The sequence below is a fragment of the Microcystis sp. M44BS1 genome (assembly GCF_020244875.1).
Taxonomy (GTDB): Bacteria; Cyanobacteriota; Cyanobacteriia; order Cyanobacteriales; family Microcystaceae; genus Microcystis; species Microcystis panniformis.
Genome location: NZ_JADBVM010000116.1, coordinates 1 through 24,299 on the forward strand (window position 1 = coordinate 1; position 24,299 = coordinate 24,299).

Consider the following 24,299-nt stretch of genomic DNA (forward strand, 5'->3'; position numbering starts at 1 on the left):
ATTCTTTTTTTGCTACCTTTAATCGCTTATGAGGTAAGCAAAGCACGACGTTTTTAAAAATTTTCAGCTATGTATTTCCGAGAAATCGACTAAAAACGTTGCCAGATAAGGATTTGAGAGAATGACATTTCAGAGAATGAAACGACCCTACCCCAACCCCCCCGACATCGGCGGGGCAAGGGGAGGTGTTGCCTCTTGCCTGTTGCCTCTTGCCTCATCTCAACAAGCAATTTAAATACGCGGGCAGCTTATGGTGTTGGGTGAGTTGGGAACCCTAACCGTAGTATGATTGAACAATGCGAAGACTCACAATAACTCGACCCGACGACTGGCACCTTCATCTCCGCGATGGTGAGGCAATGAAAGCGGTTCTCCCCCATACGGTGCGTCAGTTTGCCCGTGCCATTATCATGCCGAATTTAAAGCCCCCAGTGCGCTCGGTGGCTGATGCTGCCTCCTATCGCGATCGCATTCTGGCAGCAGTTCCAGAGGGTCAACAGTTCGAGCCATTGATGACCCTCTATCTCACCGATAATACCAGTCCCGAAGAAATCATGGCGGCGAAAGCCTCCCAGTTTGTCAAAGCGGTGAAATACTACCCGGCCGGTGCCACAACTAATTCCGACTTGGGGGTGACGGACCTTCGTAGGTGCGATTGCGTTTTTGCGGCCATGGAGCAGCTGGATATGCCGCTACTACTGCACGGAGAAGTTACCGATGGTGATATTGATGTGTTCGATCGAGAAAAAGTGTTCATTGAGAAGCACTTAATCCCACTGATAACAAGATTTCCGAAACTGCGGGTCGTCTTTGAACACATTACCACTGCCGATGCGGTCAAGTTTGTTCTATCTGCTAACAACAATGTCGCCGCCACAATTACGCCCCAACATTTATTATTTAGCCGAAACATTCTCTTTACCGGTGGCATTCGTCCCCATTTTTATTGCCTGCCGATTTTGAAACGAGAGGATCATCGTTTGGCGCTTTTGCAAGCGGCCACATCGGGCAACCCCAAGTTTTTTCTAGGGACCGATAGTGCGCCCCATTCTCGCTACAGCAAAGAAAGTTCCTGTGGCTGCGCGGGTTGTTATTCAGCCCTGCACGCTCTAGAGTTGTACGCAGAAGCTTTTGAGAGTGTCGATGCAATTGAGCAACTGGAAGGGTTTGCCAGCTTTCACGGTCCAGATTTTTATCAACTCCCCCGAAATACCGAACAAATCACCTTAAACAAAACCCCTTGGCGCATTCCCGATGAATTGCCATTTCCCGAATCCGGACTGGTGCCGTTACGAGCGGGTGAAGAGATAACCTGGCAATTAGGGGAATAAAAACCGCCAGTCTTGGTAGTTGCGGTCAAGAATTGACGATTAGTTATTTCCCGTGACAATGAGGAGGATCGATAACATTGGCAAAAATTGCCCAAAGTACCATGAGCGGCATCGGCAACAAACAGATTAGCCATTGATGACCGGTTAGGGTCGCCGTTGCAAACAGACTGTTCATCACCCCCCATTGACTAAACAAAATTTGTAGGGCAACAGCAGCCACAATCCCCAAAATTAGGATCGGTGCATTAGTAATCGACGTTGACTGACGACGCAGGTAGTCCACTAGGCTCATCCCTAATTGGCTGATACTGAGCAGATAGATAACCCGTGCTGCCACAAGGGATTGAATTGCCATTGTGCGGGCAACGGCAATATCTCCTGTGGTCGATTTAGCCCACTCAAACATACCAAAAATTAGAATCCAGTTAAACAATGAAACAGCCAAAATTCGGCGCAATAGTTTTTTGGTGATCAAAGGTTCATTGGGATTGCGTGGTGGTGACTGCATAATGCGGTCGGATTTTGCTTCAAAGGCCAGGGGAACAGTCATCGTGACCGAGTTGATCATGTTCAACCAGAGTACTTGTAGGGAGAGGATGGGTAAATCTCGTGCCAGTAAAGTACTGATCAGAATGGTCATCGATTCGCCACCATTGACAGGTAAGAGAAAGGAGATTGCCTTGCGTAAATTTTGATAAACGGTGCGTCCTTCTTCGACAGCGGCCTTGATCGAGGCAAAGTTATCATCAGTGAGGAGCATATCAGCAGATTCCCTGGCGACTTCCGTTCCTCCTTTCCCCATGGCAATGCCGATATCGGCCTGCTTGAGAGCCGGCGCATCATTAACACCATCGCCCGTCATCGCCACGATTTCTCCTTGGGACTGGAGTACTTCCACCAGTTGCAGTTTTTGGGTAGGGGCAACCCTGGCAAATACCGATCCATCGACCACCGCTCGGGCCAGTTGATGATTATCCATTTGCGCTAATTGTTTTCCCTCAAATGCTAAGACTTGTGTTGCCGTTTTAATGCCCATCCGTTCCGCAATCGCCCGCGCCGTGACAAGATGATCACCAGTAATCATCTTGACCCGAATCCCGGCAGTTTGACAGGCGTGAACGGCAGCGATCGCCTCTGGACGAGGCGGGTCAATCATGCCCTGTAATCCCAGAAACACCAAGCCTGTTTCGATATCCTCATGGTCGATAGAATGCTGATGGGTCGCGGCTGCTTTTTTGGCGAAGGCAAGCACCCGCAGCCCCTGCTCTGCCATCGTTTCTACCGCTTGCTCGATCTGTTCGACGTTCAGCGCGGTCATCTGACCATAGCGATCGATCATCTGGGAACAACGACGCATCAGGGACTCAACCGATCCCTTGACATAGATCAGACGAGGCATCCCATCATGCAGGGTTGCCATGTATTGGTACTCAGATTCAAAGGGAATTGCATCCAATCGTGGGGTTAAAGACAATAGCCCCAATTGACTGAGACCTGCTTTGGCAGCGGCCGCAATCAGCGCCCCTTCCGTAGGATCCCCCACCACTGACCAATCTTCTCCCGTTTGTTTTAGCTGGGAGTCATTACAAAGCAAACCAGCCACCAGACAATCCCCCAGGGCCGGCGGTAATTCCTCTGCAAATGGGCTGCTGGGGTTGCCATCGGTAATCAGACTAATTTCGCCCTTGGGACTATAGCCACCACCACTAACGGCGTAATATTGCCCCTCGGTATAAATGGACTGTACAGTCATTTGATTTTCGGTCAGGGTTCCAGTTTTGTCGGAACAAATGACGGTCGCACTCCCCAATGCTTCCACTGCGGGCAGTTTACGAATAATCGCATGACGACGGGCCATGCGGTTGACCCCAATGGCCAAGGTAATCGTTACCACTGCCGGCAGCCCTTCCGGAATCGCACTCACTGCGAGGGCAACGGCAGCTTCAAACATATCGATCCAAGATTTCCCCCGTCCTAACCCGATGGTAAAGGTCAAGGTTGCTAGGGTCAAAATTGTGTAGAGTAGGGTGCGGCTAAATTGGGCAAATTTACGGGTCAGGGGTGTGCTAAGGCTGACTCGGCTTTCCATCGACTGGGAAATCTGCCCCACTTCGGTGGCATTGGCCGTGGACACAACGATCCCTTTGCCCTGTCCAAAGGTAACAAAACTCCCTGCGTAGGCCATGTTTGTCCTTTCTGCTAGGGGCGTATCCCCGGGTAAGGGTTCGCTCGCTTTTGACCCGGGCAAGGATTCCCCAGTCAAGGCAGACTCATCCACCTGCAAATTGCGGACTTTCAGCAGCCTCAAGTCCGCTGGTACTTTATCCCCCGATGCCAATAAAACGATATCTCCCGGCACCAAATCCTGAGATGGAATCCGGAGGGTTTGTCCCTCTCGCAACACCGTCGCTTCTGTGGTTACGGCCTTGGCCAGGGAAGCAATCGCCCCTTCCGCCTTAGCTTCCTGCACATAGCCGATAATGGCATTGATCAGGGTAACTCCCCAAATCACTGAGGCATTCGTCCAAGACCCTAAAAATGCCTTAATAGTACCCGCCAGCAAGAGAATATAGAGTAGCGGCTGATGAAATTGCTGCAAAAATCTCAACCAAGCTGGTTTCCCCGGCTTAAATCGCAGTTCATTCGGGCCATATTTTTCGTAGCGACTGGCCACTTCTTCTGCTGATAAGCCCGTTGACCCATCGCTGGTCAAGTATTCAATCACCTCTGGTTGAGAAAGTTGATGATACAAAGGCAATGATAATTGAACTGGCATCATGCTCGACCATATTTAGGGTTTGCGGCAAAAAGTTTTTCCTGGGGACAGGGTGTGGGGAAGTGGGGAAGCTGTCTCATCACCCTATCACCCCAAAACCCTATCACCCTATTTATTTCCTGACTCCTGACTGCTGCCGACCTTAAGCTCTCGTCTTATTTTGGTAATAGTCGCGGGTTCCCTTGGCATCTAGGGCTTCACCGAGACGATCAATAGCGTGGGCGTAGGCGGCGGTACGCAGAGACATATCGAATTCCTGGGCGAAAGACCAGACTTTTTCGGCTTCTGTCACCATTCTTTCTTTTAGGCGCTCATTTATCTCGTTTAATTGCCAATAAAGACCGCTGCGATTTTGCACCCATTCAAAATAACTCACCGTTACCCCACCCGCGTTAACCAAAATATCGGGGAAAACGAGAATCCCTTTTGAGTCTAAAATGCGATCGGCTTCCGAGGTAGTGGGACCATTGGCCACTTCAAAGATATATTTGGCTCCCACGCGATCGGCATTTTCGGCGGTAATTTGGTTTTCTAGGGCAGCCGGAATTAAAACATCCACATCTAGGGCTAATAATTCTTCATTACTAATCGCTTCGTGTTCCACGATATTACAGACGGTATCCTGACAGTAAATAGCAGTAATCCCGCGATGTTCCTGTTTATACTGACGAATGCTGGCAATATCTAGGCCTTTTTCCCGATAAATGCCGCCCTGGGAATCACTTACCGCCACCACTTGATAACCGGCTTTGGCGAGGAGATCCGCCACTACAGCCCCAGCGTTACCGAATCCCTGGACGGCAACGGTAGTATTAGCGGGTTTTTTGTCTAATTTCGGCAAAAGAGAATGAATAACATGAAAAGCCCCCGTTCCTGTCGCCGTATCGCGGCCACGACTGCCTCCCATGGTTAAAGGTTTCCCCGTCACCACCGCCGGACTAATTTTACGCTGAATGATGCTGTACTGGTCCATCATCCAACCCATGATCATCTCGTTGGTATAGACATCGGGGGCAAGAATATCGACATCGGGACCAATAAAGTCGGCTATACCCTCGATATAGCCCCGGCTAAGGCGTTCTAACTCAGCTTTTGACAATTCTTTCGGATTGAGGGTAATACCGCCCTTAGCCCCACCAAAGGGCAAATCCAGCAGGGCGCATTTAAAGGTCATCCAAAAGGCCAGGGACTGCACCTCATCAATGCTGACGTTGGGATGATAGCGCACCCCTCCTTTGCCGGGGCCGCGGGTGTCATCGTAGCGGACGCGGTAGCCTTGGAAGATTCTTAAAGTGCCGTTGTCCATACGGACGGGTATGGAGATACTGAGACTAGCTTTGGGATATTTTAACCGCTCGATCGCATCATCGGAAATGGAGACATACTTAAGGGCCCGTTCTAGGCGACTGCTGGCATCGGTAAAGAGTGATTTCGACATGATTTTTTTCCCCCTATCTATCCCCATTAGAACACGGGAAAACAGTATATTTCGCTACAGTTTATTTTTCTTAATTAACCATGGACGGGAATTGCCGACAAGTGTTCTCAAACAAGGTTACTTGAGAGATTTTCCAGTACACCCCACACCCTACACCCCACACCCCACACCCTATCACCCCACTCCCCCATCCCCAACCTGCAACTAAAAAAGGGAAAGAGCGATGCTCCTCCCTTTTTTGATAATTTATGCAAGTTGATTGTAGATGCACAGCAATCGAGGCTGAAATTACATTAGGCCCAATTGAGCAAGGATGCCTTTGTGGGTTAAGTATTCCGTAGCTACGCCAATAACAAAACCGAGCATGGCTAAACGACCATTCCAGTTTTCAGCGAAAGCGGTGAAGCCGAGTTTGTTTTCTTGCTTATCCATGGTGAATTGCCTTCCTATAAGAAAATTGCGTTTGAGTCAAGTGCTTGATATTTAATGTAACATAACTTTTCAGACTATGCAACATTTCTTTACATAAATTTTATTGATGTTGACCATAAACTTTTATGGGGGTAGGGTCAAGGGTGGGCAATGGCGGCCGAAAATCAAGCCTGATCTTAGTTCTAGGACTAAATAACCGTTTTCCCATCCCTGACCGAAAAAGATTACAATCAAGCGAAAGGTCAAGAATCGATCGCCATCGAGCGAGGAGTGAATATGCGCGCCTTACTGATTTATCCCGTTTTTCCGCCAACTTTCTGGTCCTATAACAAAATTCTGGAATTAGTCGATCGCAAAGTCTTACTTCCTCCCCTAGGTATGGTGACGGTGGCGGCGATTTTACCGCAGGAATGGGAATTTAAACTGGTCGATCGCAATATTCGGGCGGTGACAGAAGCAGAATGGGACTGGGCCGAAATAGTGATTCTTTCCGGCATGATTGTGCAACGTCAAGATTTAATCGAGCAAATTCACGAAGCCAAGCAACGGGGTAAACTGGTGGCCGTGGGGGGTCCCTATCCCACTTCTATCCCCCATGAAGTTGCCGAGGCCGATTTTCTGATTCTCGATGAGGGAGAAATCACCATCCCGATGTTTGTGGAAGCATTGGCAAAAGGAGAAACCAAGGGTGTTTTCCGCACCACAGAAAAACCCGATGTGACAATTACCCCGATCCCCCGCTACGATCTGCTCGATTTTGAAGCTTATGATTCCATGTCGGTGCAGTTTTCGCGGGGATGTCCCTTCCAGTGCGAATTTTGCGATATTATCGTTCTCTACGGTCGTAAACCCCGCACCAAAGCCCCCGCACAATTATTAAAAGAATTAGATTATCTCTACGAATTAGGTTGGCGCCGGGGCGTGTTCATGGTGGATGATAATTTTATCGGTAACAAGCGCAACGTTAAATTACTCCTCAAAGAATTAAAGGTTTGGCAAGAAGAACACCAGTATCCTTTCCGGTTTAACACGGAAGCATCGGTGGATTTAGCCGCCGATCCCGAATTAATGGCTATGATGGTCGATTGTTATTTTGATGCGGTCTTTTTAGGTATTGAAACCCCCGACGAAGAAAGTTTACAATTAACCAAAAAATTCCAAAATACCCGTAGTTCTTTAACCGAGACGGTAGAAAAGATTATTAAAGCCGGATTGCGCCCTATGGCGGGATTTATCATCGGTTTTGATGGCGAGAAAAAAGGAGCGGCCGAGCGCATCATTAATTTTGTCGAAGAAGCGGCCATTCCCACGGCTCTATTTGGAATGTTACAAGCTTTACCCAATACTGCTCTATGGACTCGCTTGGAAAAAGAAGGACGACTACGATTAACGGGGAAACAGGACATTAACCAAAGTACCCTGATGAATTTCGTTCCCACCCGGCCGATCGAAGATATTGCCACAGAATATATTGAAGCCTTCTGGACATTGTACGATCCGGAGGTATTTCTCGATCGCACCTATCGCTGTTTCCTGAAATTAGGCGCACCTAAAGCTAAACCTGCCTTTAAACTGCCTCGCCGGGCCGATCTCTATGCCCTAGCGGTAATTATCTGGCGACAGGGCTTTAAACGTTCCACTCGCTGGAAATTCTGGCAGAATTTATTCGGTATTTTGCGCCATAATCCCGCCAATGCCGAACACTATATCACTGTCTGCGCCCACAACGAGCATTTCCTGGAATACCGTCAGATTGTCCGGGATGAAATTACGGCACAATTAGCCGAATTCCAACGCCAAGAGGCATTAATAGCGGAAAAAACAGCTATAGCGGCCTAATTATTCCGAGGATGGGTAAATAAGCCCATCCTTAATATTTTCTGTCCTGATGGTGGACGATCGATAAATCAATAATATTCCTATTTTCTGGTTAAAAATTCCCTCAATCTCGACCAAAGCAATTCAGTATAAATTCTTAATTTTCTAGATATAATTACATTTTTTCCCTAAAATGTTAGCTTGAATACTGAATAAATCGTAAAATCTTGATAAAGCCAGTATTTTTAGCTCCTTAACCCTATAAATCAAGGAAAAATCAATGATTACTCGTCAAGAACTTAAGAAACTACAATCCTTAACTCAAATACCCGCCCTTTCCATTCTCTTGCCTACCCATCGCACCTCACCGGATAACAAACAAGACCCTATTCTTGTTAAAAATTTGGTCGATGAAGCAAAGCGCCGATTATCGGAAGAATTCTCTAAACGTGAAATCGAACCCTTGTTCGATCGCCTCGATAGTCTAGTGGCTGAAATAGATTATCCTTATACTCTAGATGGATTAGCTATCTATATTGGTCCGGATATTGCCAAGCTTTATAACCTGCCTTTTTCTGTCCAGGCAAGAGTTGTCATCGATAAAACCTTTGCTACACGGGATTTAGTTTATGGATTACATCGAGAACAACCCTATTGGCTGTTACTATTAAGTCAGGGTTCTACTCGTTTAATCTCAGCTACAGGAGAAACTCTCGAAGAAATTTGCGATCAGAATTTTCCCTTAGAAATGACTGGACCGGGGGCCACCGCACCACTGCCCTTTGATGCCGATACCAGTTATCTAGATGATAGAATCCGGCGATTTTTCCAACAGGTAGATAATGCTCTGGGTGAATACATTGACATTGATGATTCTTCCCCTTTGATTGTGGGTGGAGTGGTTCGTCAAATTTCCTTCTTTCAAGAAGTTTCACAGTACACATCAGCAATTGTTGGCACTTTAACCGGCAATTTTGACAAAACCTCAATGTCGGAATTAATTCCGCAAGTATTGCCGATTATGCAGTCAGTGCGTCAGACTCAAAAAACTGAAGCTCTGCAAGCTTTAGATGCGGCAGTCAGCGCTCAAAAAGTTATCTCTACCCTGGGAGAAGTGTGGCGTTTAGCGCAGGAAGGTCGAGGAAAATTGTTATTAGTAGAGAAAAATTACCATGTACCCGCAGTTTTAAGCGAAAACGGTGATTTGGTGCTGGTGGAAAACGTCGGTGGTACGGAGGTAATCGATGATGCAGTGGATGAAATTATCGAAGCGGTATTGGCCAAGGGAGGACGTGTAGCTTTAGTCGAGGAGGATTCCTTGAACGATTACCAAAAAATCGCCTTGATTTTACGTTATTAGACCTAAGGCGCCGTTTCACAAGCGCCAATACTAACCCATTGACTAGAACCATCAGACCAGTATTCTTTTTTCCAGATGGGGGCATTATGCTTGAGAGTATCAATAGCATAACGACAGGCTGCGAAAGCTTCCCCCCGATGGGGACAACCCACTGCTACTAAGACGCTAATTTCCCCGATTTGTAGCTTACCGGTGCGATGGTGAATGACAACTCGATTGGTGTCGGGCCAGGTTTGCCGAATTTGCCGAGCAATTTGCCGGAAAACTTCGATCGCCATGGGTTCATAGGCCTGATAATCAAGATAAATAACCGGTTTACCGTCGGTTTGCTCCCGTACAGTGCCACTCATTAGTACAATAGCACCATTAGCCCCATCATCGGCTAATTGATATACTTCCTGCAAAGATAAGGGAGCAAAACTGACGCGAAAACTATCTGGTGTCATGGATGAGGTGATGGGGGTTGGGTGTGGGGTGTAGGGTGTGGGAATTAGGAATTAGGAAGTGGGGGGAATAAATAAAATAATCTCCTGACTACTGCCTTCCTTAACAACATAGCTATCGCTTTTTCGGAGTCAAGAGATGTTTCTATTTTTTCATCTTCATAAATATACTCAATCTCAAACCAGCGAGCCGAGTATTTTGGATGTATTTGTACTTCCTTGATATGTTTGTCTTTGAGTCTTTCAGTCAATGGGAATTTTAAGGAACCCATCCTTAACTTTAATCCTCGCAATAATCAGGGGGAAATGTCCGTCCGATCCAAAGCAGTCAGGGAGTTAAAAGTTTTCACTGTAGCTTTAGTGTATAGTGAAATATTCTCAACGTCAAGCCGTCCTAAAAGGCCGGGGTTTCAAACCGATTATTTTCGATGAAAAAATTAATTCTAGCCACGAGTAACCCGGGTAAATTAGCAGAGATAGGGGAATACTTAACTGATATCGACCTAGAATTGCAGTTAAAACCCGATGATTTAGAGATAGAGGAAACCGGGGCGACTTTTGCTGAAAATGCCTATTTAAAAGCTGCTCAAATTGCCCTAAGATTGGGAGAATGGTCGATCGCCGATGATTCGGGATTGGAAGTAACCGGGTTAGGAAATGCCCCGGGGATTTACTCGGCCCGCTATGGTGAAAATGATCGAGAAAGAATCGATCGCCTCGTCAGAGAATTAGGGGATAATCAGGATCGTTCGGCCCGTTTTGTCTGTGTAATTGCGATCGCTCGTCCCGATGGTGAGATTGCCTTGAGCGCCACAGGAATCTGCACGGGAGAAATTCTCACCAGTCCTAGGGGTAAAGGTGGTTTTGGTTACGATCCGATTTTTTATGTCCCCGAATACGCTTTAACCTTTGCAGAAATGTCTCCGGAATTAAAAAGAAAAATCAGCCACCGAGGACGAGCTTTTGAGCAATTGCTGCCCCATCTCAAGACTCTCGCGGATACAAATTCATCAAGGCTCTGACTTGTTCAGCATGATAAGAGCTTCTTGTCAAGGGACTCGCAACAATTTGTAAAAATCCCAGAGACTCACCGTATTCGCGCCAAGCGTGGAACTGTTCGGGGGTGACAAATTCCTGCACACCGAGATGTTTTGGCGATGGTTGCAGATACTGCCCGATGGTGAGAATATCACAATCGACAGCCCGTAAATCGCCCATCACTTGGCGCACTTCCTCGTCGGTTTCCCCCAATCCCACCATAATGCCCGATTTTGTGTAGGTAGCGGGAACAATGGCGCGGGCGCGCTGCAATAATTCTAGAGAACGCTGGTAATCACCCTGGGGACGCACGCGACGATAGAGACGGGGGACAGTTTCGGTATTATGGTTTAAAACTTCAGGTTTAGCGGCAAGAATCAAAGCTAAAGCCTGCCAATTGCCGCAAAGATCGGGAATCAGCACTTCGATGGTGGTTTTTGGAGAAATGCGGCGAATTTCCTCGATACAACGGACAAATTGACTAGCACCCCCATCAGCCAAATCATCGCGATTGACAGAAGTGATCACTACATGATTAAGATCAAGACGTTGCACTGCTGCCGCTAGTCGCAGGGGTTCCGTGGAGTCTAAAGGTTGCGGTTTTTTCTCAAAATCTATATCACAGTAAGGACAGGCGCGAGTGCAAGCAGGACCCATAATTAAAAAGGTAGCCGTCCCCGCGTGGAAACATTCGCCGATATTAGGACAGGAAGCCTCCTCACAAACGGTATTTAAGCCTAAATCGCGTAAAACCTCCTTAACACTGCCGACTCGTTGCCATTGCGGTGCTTTTACCCGTAACCACTCTGGTTTAACCGTCACGCCTGAACTACTCCGATAATTTTTGCCTATATCTGTAATATCCTAGCAAGTCTCGACCCACTCAAGGCCGAATATGCTATGATGATTTAGCTGAAAATTTTCGGGATGTAGCGCAGCTTGGTAGCGCACTTCGTTCGGGACGAAGGGGCCGCAGGTTCGAATCCTGTCATCCCGATTAAAGACAATCAAGGGTAGATCCCCCCGCCTATCGGCACCCCCCTTAATAAGGGTAGATCCCCCCGCCTATCGGCACCCCCCTTAATAAGGGTAGATCCCCCCGCCTATCGGCACCCCCCTTAATAAGGGGGGCAGGGGATCAGAGTCCAAAATCTATCTTCTGTTTGATTATAACCACTTTATTTACCTCCTCTAAGCCAATGTCTAGATTATTAATCAGCCAGTATCAGACGGAAGTTGAGAAGATTGTCCAATATGGCGGCAGTCGCAAGGAAACTTCGATTAGAGTCGCTTTTCAGAATTTGTTAAATGACTATTGCAAGGCGCGGGATTTTTTGTTAATTCCGGAGTTGGATTATCGCACTAAGTCGGGAAAAGTTGTCTATCCTGACGGGACGGTTAAGGATGCTTTACGGTTAGATTGGGGATATTGGGAAAGTAAGGATCAATACGATAATTTAGACGAGGAAATTGAGAAAAAGTTAGCGAAAGGCTATCCTAATGACAATATTTTATTTGAAGATTCCCAGACGGCGGTTTTAATTCAAGGAGGAGAGGAAAGACTGCGCGTCTCCATGCGCGATGATGAGGCTTTGGATGGGATTATTAATGCTTTTATTAATTATGTACGTCCAGAAGTTAACGATTTTCGAGAGGCAATTGATAGTTTTAAGGAAGATTTACCAACGATTTTGGAAGCGTTGCGGGGTTTAATTGCGTTGCAGTCGGAGACGAATCGGAATTTTGTGACAGCGCGGGACAATTTTTTAGAGATTTGTCGCAAGTCAATCAATCCAGAAATTAGTCTGGAAGATGTGCGAGAGATGATTATTCAGCACATCCTGACAGAGGATATTTTTATCAATATTTTTAATGAGTCTCAGTTTCACCGGGAAAATAATATCGCTAGGGAATTACAGGGAGTGATTGAAACTTTCTTTACTGGTAATACTAAGCGCAATACTTTAGGGACTATTGAACGTTATTATGCGGTAATTCGGCGGACAGCGGCGAATATTTATAACCACCACGAGAAGCAGAAGTTTCTCAAGGCGATTTATGAGAATTTTTATAAAGCATACAATCCGAAAGCGGCGGACCGGTTGGGAATTGTCTATACACCCAATGAAATTGTCCGTTTTATGATTGAAAGTGTGGATTATTTAGTCCACAAGCATTTTGGTAAGTTGTTGGCGGATCCAGGAGTAGAAATTTTAGATCCGGCGACGGGGACAGGAACTTTTATAACGGAGTTGATTGAGTATTTACCGAAGGATAAGTTACAGTACAAGTATAAGCATGAGATGCACTGTAATGAGGTGGCAATTCTGCCTTATTATATTGCGAATTTGAATATTGAGTTCACCTACAAGCAGAAGATGGGTGAGTATGAGGAGTTTGAGCATATCTGTTTTGTGGATACCCTGGACCATGCTTCTTCTAATATCAAGCAGATGGATTTGTTTGCTATGTCGGCGGAGAATACCCAACGGATTCACAATCAAAATGACCGCAATATTTCTGTAATTATTGGTAATCCTCCTTATAATGCCAAGCAGGATAATTTTAATCAAGATAATGCAAATCGAAGTTATGAAGAGATTGACAAGCGCATTAAATATAGTTATGTCAAAGAAGGTAAGGCACAGAATCAAATTGTCGTCTATGATATGTACACTCGTTTTATTCGTTGGGCTTCTGATCGATTAAATAAAAATGGTATCATTGCTTTTGTATCTAACTCTTCTTTTATCGATGCGTTGGCTTATGATGGATTTAGAAAAGTAGTTGCCGACGAGTTTAATGAGATTTGGATTGTTGATGCGAAAGGAAATGCACGAAATAGCGGGGAAAGGAGACGAAGAGAGGGGGGTAATGTTTTCAGCGACAAGATTAAAGTAGGAATTGCTGTCTATTTTCTTGTCAGGAATCAGGAATCCGAAGGCTTTAATATTTTTTATAATGCTATTCAAGATTATGCAAAAGCCGAAGAGAAACAAGAATATTTTCGGGAAAATACTCTTGATAAATTAAGTTTCCAGCATATCATCCCAGATAAAAAACATAATTGGCTCAATCAATCAGATAATGACTTTAATCAACTGCTACCATTGATTGATAAGGAGGTAAAAAGTGGCAAGTCTGAGAAAGCTGTGTTTAAGTTGTTTTCGTCAGGACTTAAAACTCAGCGAGATGAGTGGGTTTATGATTTTTCAAGAGATAAACTAGAAGCAAAGATGATGTTTTTTGTAGATGTTTATCAGAGAACTTTTAAAGATGAAAATTATCAAGGAAGAAATCAGATTAAGTGGGATGGTGATTTAACACAATATCTTAGCCGTAAGATATTTAAAAAGTTTGACAATGAAAGTATTTTGATAAGTATTTATCGTCCATACATTAAACAATGGCTTTACTTTGACAAGCATTTTAATGGAAGGACTTATCAATGGTATGGAATCTACAAAAATGAAGAATTAGAAAATAGATATATTATTATACCTGGACTAGCATCACCGAAAAACTTTTATAATTTAGCATCAAGTCAAATAGTTGATTTGAATTGTTTACCTGCGGGTTGTCAATGTCTCCCCCTCTACTACTATGAGAAAGAAGGAAACCGTATCGATAATATCACCGATTGGGGATTGCAGCAATTCCAAAAACATTACAACGATAAAACCATCACCAAACTCCACATCTTCCACTACACTTATGCAGTCCTTCACTACCCGGAATATCGCAGTAAATACGAATTAAACCTCAAGCGAGAATTTCCCCGGCTTCCCTTTTATGATAACTTCTCTCAATGGGTAGAATGGGGAAGCAAACTAATGGAATTACATATCAACTATGAAACCGTCGCACCCTACCCACTAACCCGCATTGATACTAATAATAACCTCAAACCGAAACCTAAACTAAAAGCCGACCGAGAAAAAAATTCTATCAACCTTGATGATATCACTTTCCTACAAGATATTCCCAAAATTGCCTGGGAATATAAACTCGGTAATCGTTCAGCCCTAGAATGGATATTAGATCAATATAAGGAAAAGAAACCCAAAGATCAAACCATCGCCGAAAGATTTAATAACTATCGCTTCGCCGATTATAAAGAAACAGTAATTGACTTATTACAACGAGTCTGCACTGTCAGCGTCGAAACCATGAAAATAATAGAAGCGATGAGACATTAAAAAGATTGCTTCTGGGAAATCTTATCCTACATTCTACACCCTGCCTCCAGTAAAAACTTTTTGCCGCAAACCCTAAGTAGGGAGGCACAATTATTTGTAGGATGGGTTAGCGGTAGCGTAACATGAGCGGGCGTTGGGTTTCATGCTTCAACCCAACCTACGTTCATCTTATATTTAATTCCACCCACCCACTTACTTTTTATTATTGTCTAAGTTGTTGTAGTTTTTCTGTCTCTCTTGCGGGTGGTTGTAGAGTTTTTTTTGCGGGTTATTCTCAAGCGTTCGGCTATTCTTGCCACTGTCGCCACACTTAACACTATACCAGTTCTTTCTAGGAATAGTGTTGATAGTTGAGCTAGAGTTGCGTCATTATTTTCCTCAATTAACTCACCGAGGACGAGCATTTGTTCTGGCGTGAGTTTTAAATGACGTCCACATCGATAAGTCTTCGGTCGAAGATCTCCCGTTTCTCGATATTGCTTCAAAAGCTTTTGTACGAAACTTAGGGTTACGCAGAATCTTTTCGCTAATTGTCTTTGAGAGATGGGTTCGTTATAATAACAGTCGAGGATTTTCTGACGGAACTCTACTGGATAGGATTTCATTTTTTGTGCGGTTTAGCTATCGATGACATTATACTTCATATTTGTGAGAAAGAAAGAAAATTGAGACGAGGCAACCCTACCGCTCAACTACTAGGGTTGATTCAAGGTAGGGTTGATTCATGAATCAACCCTACCACCGACATCGGGGGGCAAGGGGAGATTCAGCTAATCTAAGGATAGGCGGTTAAGATGCGTCTTAGCTTAGTGGGTTTTCTGGCGCAACCCAAGCGATCGCTAAAGATGTTATTATCTAGGACAGTCAACTGAAAATTCCTGCAACTTTCCTAGCCACCGATGAGAGCGATCGCTAAAGATGATATTCTTTATATTCACCATGAGGATGTGCCGGTTTACAAAAAAGGCGGTTCAGTGGTGAGAAATAGTTATTTTTGGGCGCTAAAATCGATCGCCTGTGGAGCGCGTCGGGGACAGGATTGGGAGTTCGATGCGGAGGTGTGGGTGGCGCTGGTGCGGATGTTGCTCTGTTTTGCCAATTCTGGCTATTTGGGGGATGGTGAGACAATTTTAGAGTTTACTGTCGATTGTCCCATTCCCGAACCTTTGCGGGGGATATCTACTTACTTATAGCTTCACTGAGATAGTTAGCGGTGGATTCCACCAGGGGAATAGTATTTTCGTATAACATTCGCGTCGGTCCGATAATGCCAACACTACCGACGGGAGTATCTCCCTGTTTATAAAAAGCGGAGATAAGAGTACAAGGGCGCATGGATTCCAGAGGATTTTCGGAACCAATGGTGATTTTGACTTTTTTAGCTGATTTTTCTGGTTCTGGTCTTTGTAAAATCAGGGGTAAAAGGCGATCCTGTTCTGCTTCCAATAGATGCAGTAACATTTGTACTTGTTGCCATTGGGCGAATTCTGGCTGTCGAATGACTTCAGCGACACCATGGACGATAATCTCCGGGGTGGCAGTGGATTGGAGACTAGCGCCGATTTCTTGGCTTAATTGTTGGAGAAAATGGGTATAACGGGCAAATTCTCGCTCGATTTGCCGCCAATCGAGGTTAATTAAATCTGCCAAGCAATAACCTTTTAATTTTTCCCCGAGAAAATTAGAGAGGATTTGTAATTCTTCTGCTAATCCATCCTTCTTGTCCGTTGCCATAGACTCAGGAATTTCTATCATAACCGAGCGTGTTTGTAAACTATCTGTAACAATAATTAACATTATCTGCTTGGCTGAGACAGGGATTAATTGCAGATGACGCAGGGTATTGGTGAGGGTGTGGGGAAGAGTAACGATAGCGATATAACCGCTTAAACCGGCTAAAAGTTGGGTGGCCCGTTGCAGCAGACTTTCGAGACTCCAAGCGGGAGATTTAGCATTTTGATGCAGATAATAGCCGATTTTTTCGCCGATACGGTCATCGGGAGTCATCAACTCATCGACGTAGAGACGATAACCCCAATCGGAGGGAATGCGTCCGGAGGAAGTGTGGGGTTGATAGAGTAAACCTTCTTTTTCCAGTTTACCCAGAGCATTGCGAATCGTGGCGGAACTAACAGTAAACTTGTACTCATCGAGTAGAGTTTTCGAGCCAACCGGTTCGGCCGTGGCGATATAATGTTGGATTGTCGCCTTTAAGATATGTTGATAGCGATCGCTGAGATGGGTTCTAGCGGACATAGGGGAATAATCTTAAGATAAAGATTTATAACATTTTTTTAGACAGTATAACGCTTAATCAGTTATCAGTTATCAGTAATCCATGGTGAGAAAGGGGATAGTTTGCCTCTCTCTTTTCCCGATGGTGGCCATGAAAATTAGTAACGGGGAATATTAGGGTCGACGAGGAGGGAATAAGCATCGATGCCACCGTTAATATTCTTAACATTAGTAAAACCCTGACTTTGTAGCCATTGGCACATTTGCAGGGATCTCATGCCATGGTGACAGATAACGAGGGTTTCCGCTTGGGGGTTGAATTGGGTGACAATAGTGGGCGACCATTCTTGGTATTGACTCAAGGGTAAAATAGTAAAACTGGCCACAGATGCCATGGCAACTTCCTCCGGTTCGCGCACATCAATAAGTTGTAAATTAGGATCATGATCGGCTAAACGGAGAGCGAGTTCATGGACGCTAATTTCGGGAATGCTCATAGATTTGGTTTTAAGAATCGGTTATCTTTCCTTTAGAGTAGCAAATCGGGGGACCCTGAGCGGTTAGGTACTTGCGTAGGAATAATATCGCAGCCAAGTGGGGGGATTTGGTCAGTGCCAGAGCGGGGGGGTGATATAATGGGGAAAGGGCAGGTATTGAAGACATTGATGCTTTTTAGTACGCCGATTAATCGACAAGCTGAATTTTGATGAATATTGAACAAGCCGTTATCGAAAACTTGCGAAAACTTCCTTTAGAAAAACAACAAGAAGTCTTAAACTTCAGCCAATTTCTAACTCAGATAACTTCGCCAAAAATTGAAGAGATGACCTCCCAAGAAAAAGCAGAAGATTGGCTAAAATTTCTGGAAAGTCAACCCAAGGATACCCCCGGATTACCCGATGAAGCATTAGGGCGTGAAACTATCTATGACTAATGGCTAAATATCTATTTGATACTAATATTTTACTGAGGCTGAGTGACCGAATTTCCGCTAATTATGCCTTGTACTGTATTCTCCCCACTTCCCCACCTCCCCACTTCCCCACTTCCCCACCTCCCCACTTCCCCACTTCCCCACTCCCTAGCTTATGATTCCCCTACAATTAACCCTAAAAAATTTTCTCAGTTATCGCGAGGCAGTGCTAGATTTTCGCGGATTACATACTGCCTGTATTTGTGGTGCCAATGGTGCGGGAAAATCCTCTTTACTCGAAGCAATTACTTGGGCAATTTGGGGAGAAAGTCGCGTCTCGATTGGTGATGATGTGATTCATGCGGGCAGCGATTATGCGCGGGTAGATTTTGAGTTTAGTTATGGGGGAGAAATCTATAAAATTATCCGTAGTCGTCACCGGGGAGGGAAAGCTTCTGGTTTAGATTTTCAGGTGATTAATGATCAGAGTTTTCGTCCTTTATCGGGTAAAAGTATTAAAGATACCCAAGCACAGATTAATACTTATCTGAAAATAGACCATAAAACTTTCATTAATTCTGCTTATTTACGACAGGGACAAGCGGACGAGTTTATGAAACAGCCTCCCAGTGGTCGTAAACAGATTTTAGCAGAATTATTACAACTCGATCGCTATGAAATTTTAGCAAATAAAGCCAAGGATATATCGAAACAATTTGATGGACAGTCCCTCCAGATCGAGCAGCAAGTAGAAACTATCAAACTCCGTCTTCAGGAGAAAAATTCTTATCAGCAACAGCTGCAAGAGTTAAGCACCCAAATTAACCAAATTAATCAAGAACAAGAGGTAAATAATCGGCGTTTACAGCAACTACAGGGGGAAGAAAATCAGCGTCAGAATTGGGAAAAACAGCTGCAGTGGCAAAGAGAACAGGAGCGAGCTTTATTAGCAGAAATCGAGAGATTAGACCGGGAAAAAGTTAGTCTAGACAATCAATTAAATCAAATAAGGACTATTCTTCATCGCAAAAATGACATTATTACTGCACACGAGCGCCTAATCAATTTAGACCAGAAAGAGGCCAGTTTGTCAAGTCAATTACAAGCTTGGCAACAGGCCCAGTATGATAAACAACAATTAGAACAGAAATTACAGCAAAAAATTAACGAATTTACCCTTCCCATCCAACAAACGAGCGCTCGTTTAGAAGAATTGGGAAGACAGGAACAAGAAACTCAAAAAATTATCGAGCAAGCGGGGGATATTCAAGCAGGATTAGAGAAATTAAATTATCATCGTCAACGTCTTCAGGAATTGGATAGATTAGCTTTAAAATATGCCCCTTTAAATAGCCGAAAAGCTGATTTAAATATGCAGTTGGAACGTGAAAAAGCCAGGATTAATGCTCGTCGGGAACAACTGCAAAGAAATCGGCAACAATTAGAGACAGAAATCGCTCGTATTCCTCTACTAAGAGAGGAAGCTCTCAATTTAGCCAAACGAATTAAGGAACTAGACAAAAAACAAACCTATTGTGAACGAGTTGAAGAAAAGGAAACTCTTAAACAAGTGGATAAAAAAAGTTTATTGGAGCAACAGAAAAGATATGAAGAACAACTTTTAGAGTTAACTGATAAATTGGAAAAATTAAATATTCCCGATTCGGTTTGTCCTCTGTGTGAACAGAATTTAGACAGTCATCACCGTCATCAAGTAATCAGGAAAACCCATCAACATCAAGAACAAATTCAAGAGCAAATCTGGTCCCTACAGGAAAGGATGGCAGACTGCGATCGAGATTTAAAACGTTTACGGGAGGAATTAGCCCAAATTAAACAAGAATTGCCAGCAAGATCGAATCTACAACAAAAATATGTGCAGTTGGAAGTCAAGTTAGAAACTATTGAAGAAAAGGAAATAGAACTAGAGAAAACCGAGGAGATACTTGTCGAGTTAGAAGCACTTTTAAGCAGTGGCAATTATGCCCTAGAATTACAGCAAGAATTACAAATTGTCAATCAAGAAATCGCCTTTTTAAACTATGATGAACAAAGTCATGCTTTAGTCAGAGGAGAAGAAAAAAGATGGCGTTGGGCAGAAATTCAAGAATCAGAACTTAAGCAAGCAAACCGTCGTTTAGCTAATATCAAGGCCGAGAAACCTAATTTAATTAATCAATTGGCTAGACTAGAACAAGAGAAGCAAGAACTAGGTCAAAACTCCCCACTTAAACAGGAAGTTGAACGCTTAGAAAAGTTTATTCAAAACTTAAATTATGATCGCAGTGAACATCAGAATATTCAAAATCTGATCCGACAATTACAGGGGGTAAGATTACAGTATCAAGATTGGCAACAAGCAGAAAAAAATTATCCAGAAATAGCTGCTAAAATTGCTGACATTGAGCAAAGATTACAGCTGCGAAATCAGGATCGCCAGAAGATAAATCAGGAGTTAGCAAATATTAGTCAAAAGATTGGTACTTTGACCGACTATCGCCAAGAAATAGCCGCATTATCGACTAATATTCAACAGCGAAGACAGATAATTGATGGATTGCTCTCCCAAAAAGGTCGGGTTGAGGAGAAGTTACATCAACTGGAAACTTTAGGTAAACAACTGACAGAAAAAGAGAGCGATTTAGCTAAAGTTAAAAAACAATATACAGTTTATAAAGAGTTAGCCATAGCTTTTGGCAAAAATGGTTTACAAACTCTGATGATTGAGAATGTTTTACCAGAGTTGGAAGCACAAACTAATCATATCTTAGCTCGCTTAACCGGTAATCAATTTCATGTGCAGTTTTTAACCCAAAAAAGCGGTAAAGGTACGAAGAAACAGCGACAAAAGTTAATCGATACTTTAGATATTATTATTGGTGATACCCGCGGCTCTCGTCCCTACGAAACCTATTCAGGAGGGGAAGCTTTTCGGATTAATTTCTCGATTCGATTAGCTTTAGCGAGATTATTGGCACAAAGAGCCGGAACAGCCCTACAAATGCTCATTGTTGACGAAGGATTCGGAACTCAGGATGCGGAAGGATGCGATCGCTTAATTGCGGCAATTAATGCTATATCCGCCGATTTTGCCTGTATTTTGACTGTAACTCATATGCCCCAATTTAAAGAAGCTTTTCAACATCGCATCGAAGTCCGCAAAACCGAACAGGGTTCCCAATTGATGTTATTATCCTAAGAAAAATATTGATGTAAAGATGGAAAAAATTACGGTAACAGTAAAACTATTTGCTATTTATCAAGAAGTCTATCAAACTTCACAATTAAACCTCGAATTTCCTGCCCACACTTCCGTTACAGAAGTGTTAAACTATATTATAGCCCCCTATCCTCAATTAGAAAGATGGCGCGATGTTACTCGTTTTGGAGTTAATCTTCAGTTTGTTTCGGGAGAGAAAATCCTTGAAAATGGCGATGAGATAGTTTTAATTCCCCCCGTTAGTGGTGGCTAAATGGGGTTTGCTGAAAAAGTACGGGCGAAGCATTCGGATAGAAAATCTACGGTTTCACCGATAGGTTATTGTCCGAATGCTTCGCCCCTACAGGACGCGGGCTGATGAAGACGCAAGGTTTTGAAGCACGATTCTCTCAAAATCTTGCACCTGTTTCGCGAGAAAAGCCACAAAACCCTTACCTTGCCTACATTTCACATTTATTCAGCAAGCCCTAAATGGAGATAGGGAAAATCACAAAAACTGTCACCTTTTTTACTTTTTCCTTGATATCCCGTGTCTAACTGGCAAATTCCCCCATCGGTAGCTCTTCCCCAAGAGTTTTTAAAAATAGTCCAAGACTACACCCCAGAGTCGGATGGCAGCGTCGTGGCACAAATATTATGGCATCGCGGTGTCCAAGATGGGGCGACTCTGCGGACGTTTCTGGATGAGAAAGCTTATCAGTCAAAAACTCCCTTTGATTTTGGGCAAGAAATGAACTTCGCCGTCAAAAGACTGGAAAAAGCCCTAAATAAAGGTGAAAAAGTGACTATTTGGGGTGATTTCGATGCCGATGGTGTCACCGCTACCAGTGTCCTCTGGGAAGGATTGGGGCAGTTTTTCCCACCCTATCAACAGTTAGATTATTACATACCCGATCGCCAAAAAGAATCCCACGGCCTCAATTGTCCCGGTATCGAGAAACTAGCGCATCAAGGAACCCGTTTAATCGTCACCTGTGACACGGGAAGCACGAATATCGCTGAAATTGACTATGCAAAAAGTTTAGGCATCGATATTATCATCACCGATCATCATACCCTACCCGACGAGCGCCCCGAGGTGATTGCCCTGATTAATCCCCGCTACTTTGTGGAAACCCATCCTTTCTATCATCTTTCTGGGGTTGCCGTTGCTTATAAATTAGTGGAAGCGATGTATTTAACCCTTGCAGATATTCCCAGAAAACCCCTAGAAAATTTACTGGATTTAGTTGCGATTGGTTTAATTGCCGATTTAGTCAAATTGACGGGAGAATGTCGTTATTTAGCTCAAAAAGGTATGCAAAAGCTCCAAAATACTCAGCGTTTAGGAGTTAAAAAATTACTGGATTTATGTAACAAAACCGGAGATAGACCGATGGATATATCCTTCGGTATTGGACCGCGAATTAATGCCGTCAGTCGCATTTATGGTGATGCTAGATTTTGTGTAGAATTACTCACCAGTGAAGATGAAAAGCGTTGTCATGAATTAGCTGAACAAGCGGAATTAGCCAATATTCGTCGCCAAGAAATCCAACGGGATATTATTAAACAAGTTCAGAAAAAACTAGAGAGAATTGATCTTTCTACCACTAATGTAATTATTTTAGATGATCCCCAATGGCCGGCGGGAATTTTAGGATTAGTTGCGGGACAAATTGCCCAAGAATACCAGCGACCAACAATTTTATTAAGTACCAGTGAACCACCTTTTGCTAAGGGTTCCGCTCGGTCAATTCGTGAGATCGATCTCTATCAATTAGTATCCTCTCAATCCCATCTTTTACATCGTTTTGGTGGTCATCCTTTGGCCGCAGGTTTAAGTTTAACCATAGAAAATTTACCCCTATTTATTGAGGGAATTAATCAACAGTTACGACGCACAGGAATTGATTTAACTTCCCTTTCTTCCCAGATAGAAGTGGATGCGGTGGTGACGGTTTCCCAATTGGGAAAAAGTCTATTTCGAGAATTAAAATTACTGGAACCCTGCGGGATGGGTAATCCGACACCAAAGCTATTAATTCAAAATTGTTATTTTCAAAATCTTTGGCATAAAAATCTTGAGGATTTAAAAGGCAAAAAAATCGCTTATCCCCGGACAACTTTTGAGATCTGGGATAGTTCAATCGAGCAGGGATTCCCCGGTATGTGGTGGGGTCATCACAAAGATGAAATTGCTGTCGATACCCGTTATGATGCCGTAGTAGAATTGGATTTTAATACCTACAAAAATCGCTATGAAGTACGATTAATTGCTCTGCAACCCTATCAACAAGAATTCCTAAACTATAGCAATAAAAAAGATTTTTTAATCGACAATCGTAATCGAGAAATTAATCAAGAAGTTAACCAATTAAATCCCCTTTTTCTCTGGGAATGTCCCCGGGATTGGACAAAACTTTCTAGGGAATATCAACAGGCAATTTTACGGGATAAAAAGTTAGTTCTTGCCTATGCTAGTCCTTTAAAAAAATCCGCTCACACCACATGGATAAACCTTGTGGGGATTGGGAAATATTTAGCTAGAACTAAAACCAGTATTTCCCGTCAACAATTACAAAACCGCTTAAACCTCAGCTATCATACCCTAGAATTAGGATTAATTTCCCTAGCAGAAAATGGCTTTAAAGTCAAGGAAAATCAAGAAAATTTATCCTTTGAATTAATCAATCATGAGGCAAAAATGAATAAGATTGAGCAATTTCTAGAAGCGGTAGCTCTAGAGAACTTTCTCCAGCAATACTTTGCTACTGTTCCCCTAGAAATACTGCAAGCAATTCTTAATCATGAAGACTCGATCGATTTCTAATTAGGGTTTGCTAAAAAAGGTTGTTGGTGAGGTGTGGGGTGTGGGGTGTAGGGAAATGGGGAAGTGGGGAAGTGGGGAAATGGGGAAATGGGGAAATGGGGAAATGGGGAGACCACTTCGTGCGCGTTGCGGGGGGAAGTGGGGAAGTGGGGAAGTGGGGAAACTGTCTCATCACCCTATTACCTCAAAACCCTATCACCCTATCTCCTCCTGACGACCGACTCCCGATAACTGATAACTGAGAACTGATAACTGATTACTGATTACTGATTACTGATTACTGA

19 protein-coding genes and 1 tRNA gene are annotated in these 24,299 nt (G+C 43.8%); 12 read left to right on the forward strand and 8 right to left on the reverse strand.

Annotated features, from left to right (window positions below; translation table 11 throughout):
* Positions 1-296 precede the first annotated feature (296 nt).
* The gene (gene pyrC, locus IM515_RS08635; protein WP_287628929.1) at positions 297-1,331 is read left to right on the forward strand and encodes a dihydroorotase; all 1,035 of its coding nucleotides are present in this window, start codon (positions 297-299) and stop codon (positions 1,329-1,331) included.
* A 43-nt stretch (positions 1,332-1,374) separates the two neighbouring features.
* Here pyrC and IM515_RS08640 read toward each other — a convergent pair whose 3' ends face one another.
* The 3 genes from IM515_RS08640 to IM515_RS08650 all read right to left on the reverse strand — a co-directional run bounded on the left by IM515_RS08640 (position 1,375) and on the right by IM515_RS08650 (position 5,995).
* Positions 1,375-4,107: a cation-transporting P-type ATPase gene (locus IM515_RS08640; RefSeq protein ID WP_287628931.1), complete on the reverse strand. Its 2,733-nt coding sequence runs from the start codon at positions 4,105-4,107 to the stop codon at positions 1,375-1,377.
* Positions 4,108-4,249: 142 nt separating this feature from the next.
* The gene (locus IM515_RS08645; protein WP_287628928.1) at positions 4,250-5,545 is read right to left on the reverse strand and encodes a Glu/Leu/Phe/Val family dehydrogenase; all 1,296 of its coding nucleotides are present in this window, start codon (positions 5,543-5,545) and stop codon (positions 4,250-4,252) included.
* A 288-nt stretch (positions 5,546-5,833) separates the two neighbouring features.
* Positions 5,834-5,995, reverse strand: coding sequence for a CAB/ELIP/HLIP family chlorophyll-binding protein (locus IM515_RS08650; RefSeq protein ID WP_487353236.1), 162 nt, complete (start codon positions 5,993-5,995; stop codon positions 5,834-5,836).
* A 258-nt stretch (positions 5,996-6,253) separates the two neighbouring features.
* Between IM515_RS08650 and IM515_RS08655 the strand changes: the two genes are divergently transcribed.
* Together IM515_RS08655 and IM515_RS08660 are read left to right on the forward strand one after the other, a co-directional pair.
* Positions 6,254-7,816: a B12-binding domain-containing radical SAM protein gene (locus tag IM515_RS08655; RefSeq protein ID WP_287628926.1), complete on the forward strand. Its 1,563-nt coding sequence runs from the start codon at positions 6,254-6,256 to the stop codon at positions 7,814-7,816.
* Between the two features lie 259 nt (positions 7,817-8,075).
* Complete coding sequence (locus IM515_RS08660) at positions 8,076-9,155, forward strand: AOC03_06830 family ribosome hibernation factor (protein WP_287628925.1); 1,080 nt, start codon at positions 8,076-8,078, stop codon at positions 9,153-9,155.
* A gap of 2 nt (positions 9,156-9,157) precedes the next feature.
* Here IM515_RS08660 and IM515_RS08665 read toward each other — a convergent pair whose 3' ends face one another.
* Positions 9,158-9,601, reverse strand: coding sequence for a molybdenum cofactor biosynthesis protein MoaE (locus IM515_RS08665; RefSeq protein WP_287628924.1), 444 nt, complete (start codon positions 9,599-9,601; stop codon positions 9,158-9,160).
* Positions 9,602-10,026: 425 nt separating this feature from the next.
* Here IM515_RS08665 and rdgB point away from each other — a divergent pair, with 425 nt between their 5' ends.
* On the forward strand, positions 10,027-10,620 hold the full coding sequence (rdgB, locus tag IM515_RS08670; RefSeq protein WP_287628923.1) for an RdgB/HAM1 family non-canonical purine NTP pyrophosphatase: 594 nt from the start codon (positions 10,027-10,029) through the stop codon (positions 10,618-10,620).
* On the opposite strand, the gene lipA is transcribed toward rdgB, so the two are convergent.
* The gene (gene lipA, locus IM515_RS08675) at positions 10,583-11,488 is read right to left on the reverse strand and encodes a lipoyl synthase (RefSeq protein WP_425589521.1); all 906 of its coding nucleotides are present in this window, start codon (positions 11,486-11,488) and stop codon (positions 10,583-10,585) included. The two genes, rdgB and lipA, sit on opposite strands and share 38 nt — an antisense overlap.
* A gap of 71 nt (positions 11,489-11,559) precedes the next feature.
* Here lipA and IM515_RS08680 point away from each other — a divergent pair.
* Positions 11,560-11,633, forward strand: a tRNA-Pro gene (locus IM515_RS08680).
* A 202-nt stretch (positions 11,634-11,835) separates the two neighbouring features.
* Positions 11,836-14,835, forward strand: coding sequence for a type ISP restriction/modification enzyme (locus IM515_RS08685; RefSeq protein WP_287628921.1), 3,000 nt, complete (start codon positions 11,836-11,838; stop codon positions 14,833-14,835).
* Between the two features lie 209 nt (positions 14,836-15,044).
* Here the strand turns inward: IM515_RS08685 and IM515_RS08690 are convergent, their stop codons facing one another.
* Entirely contained in the window at positions 15,045-15,440 is a 396-nt protein-coding gene (locus IM515_RS08690) for a helix-turn-helix domain-containing protein (protein WP_287628920.1), read from the reverse strand.
* Positions 15,441-15,734: 294 nt separating this feature from the next.
* On the opposite strand from IM515_RS08690, the gene IM515_RS08695 reads away from it, so the two are divergent.
* Positions 15,735-16,028, forward strand: coding sequence for a hypothetical protein (locus tag IM515_RS08695; RefSeq protein WP_002760270.1), 294 nt, complete (start codon positions 15,735-15,737; stop codon positions 16,026-16,028).
* On the opposite strand, the gene hrcA is transcribed toward IM515_RS08695, so the two are convergent.
* Positions 16,015-17,091 (reverse strand): heat-inducible transcriptional repressor HrcA, encoded by a 1,077-nt coding sequence (gene hrcA, locus IM515_RS08700; protein WP_287628919.1) that lies wholly within the window; start codon positions 17,089-17,091, stop codon positions 16,015-16,017. The two genes, IM515_RS08695 and hrcA, sit on opposite strands and share 14 nt — an antisense overlap.
* Before the next feature lie 137 nt (positions 17,092-17,228).
* Positions 17,229-17,567 (reverse strand): rhodanese-like domain-containing protein, encoded by a 339-nt coding sequence (locus IM515_RS08705; protein ID WP_287628918.1) that lies wholly within the window; start codon positions 17,565-17,567, stop codon positions 17,229-17,231.
* Positions 17,568-17,776: 209 nt separating this feature from the next.
* On the opposite strand from IM515_RS08705, the gene IM515_RS08710 reads away from it, so the two are divergent.
* The 5 genes from IM515_RS08710 (at position 17,777) to IM515_RS08730 (ending at position 24,257) form a co-directional block, all read left to right on the forward strand.
* On the forward strand, positions 17,777-18,004 hold the full coding sequence (locus IM515_RS08710) for a hypothetical protein (RefSeq protein WP_004163204.1): 228 nt from the start codon (positions 17,777-17,779) through the stop codon (positions 18,002-18,004).
* 154 nt (positions 18,005-18,158) lie between these two features.
* A complete protein-coding gene (gene sbcC, locus IM515_RS08715; protein ID WP_287628917.1) occupies positions 18,159-21,182 on the forward strand; it encodes an exonuclease subunit SbcC in 3,024 nt (1,007 codons plus the stop codon).
* A gap of 19 nt (positions 21,183-21,201) precedes the next feature.
* Positions 21,202-21,456, forward strand: coding sequence for a MoaD/ThiS family protein (locus IM515_RS08720; RefSeq protein WP_002765748.1), 255 nt, complete (start codon positions 21,202-21,204; stop codon positions 21,454-21,456).
* A gap of 276 nt (positions 21,457-21,732) precedes the next feature.
* Positions 21,733-24,015 (forward strand): single-stranded-DNA-specific exonuclease RecJ, encoded by a 2,283-nt coding sequence (recJ, locus tag IM515_RS08725; protein ID WP_287628916.1) that lies wholly within the window; start codon positions 21,733-21,735, stop codon positions 24,013-24,015.
* Between the two features lie 38 nt (positions 24,016-24,053).
* Positions 24,054-24,257 carry a hypothetical protein gene (locus IM515_RS08730; protein WP_287697959.1) on the forward strand — a complete coding sequence of 68 codons (204 nt, stop codon included), beginning with the start codon at positions 24,054-24,056 and terminating at the stop codon, positions 24,255-24,257.
* Positions 24,258-24,299 lie beyond the last annotated feature (42 nt).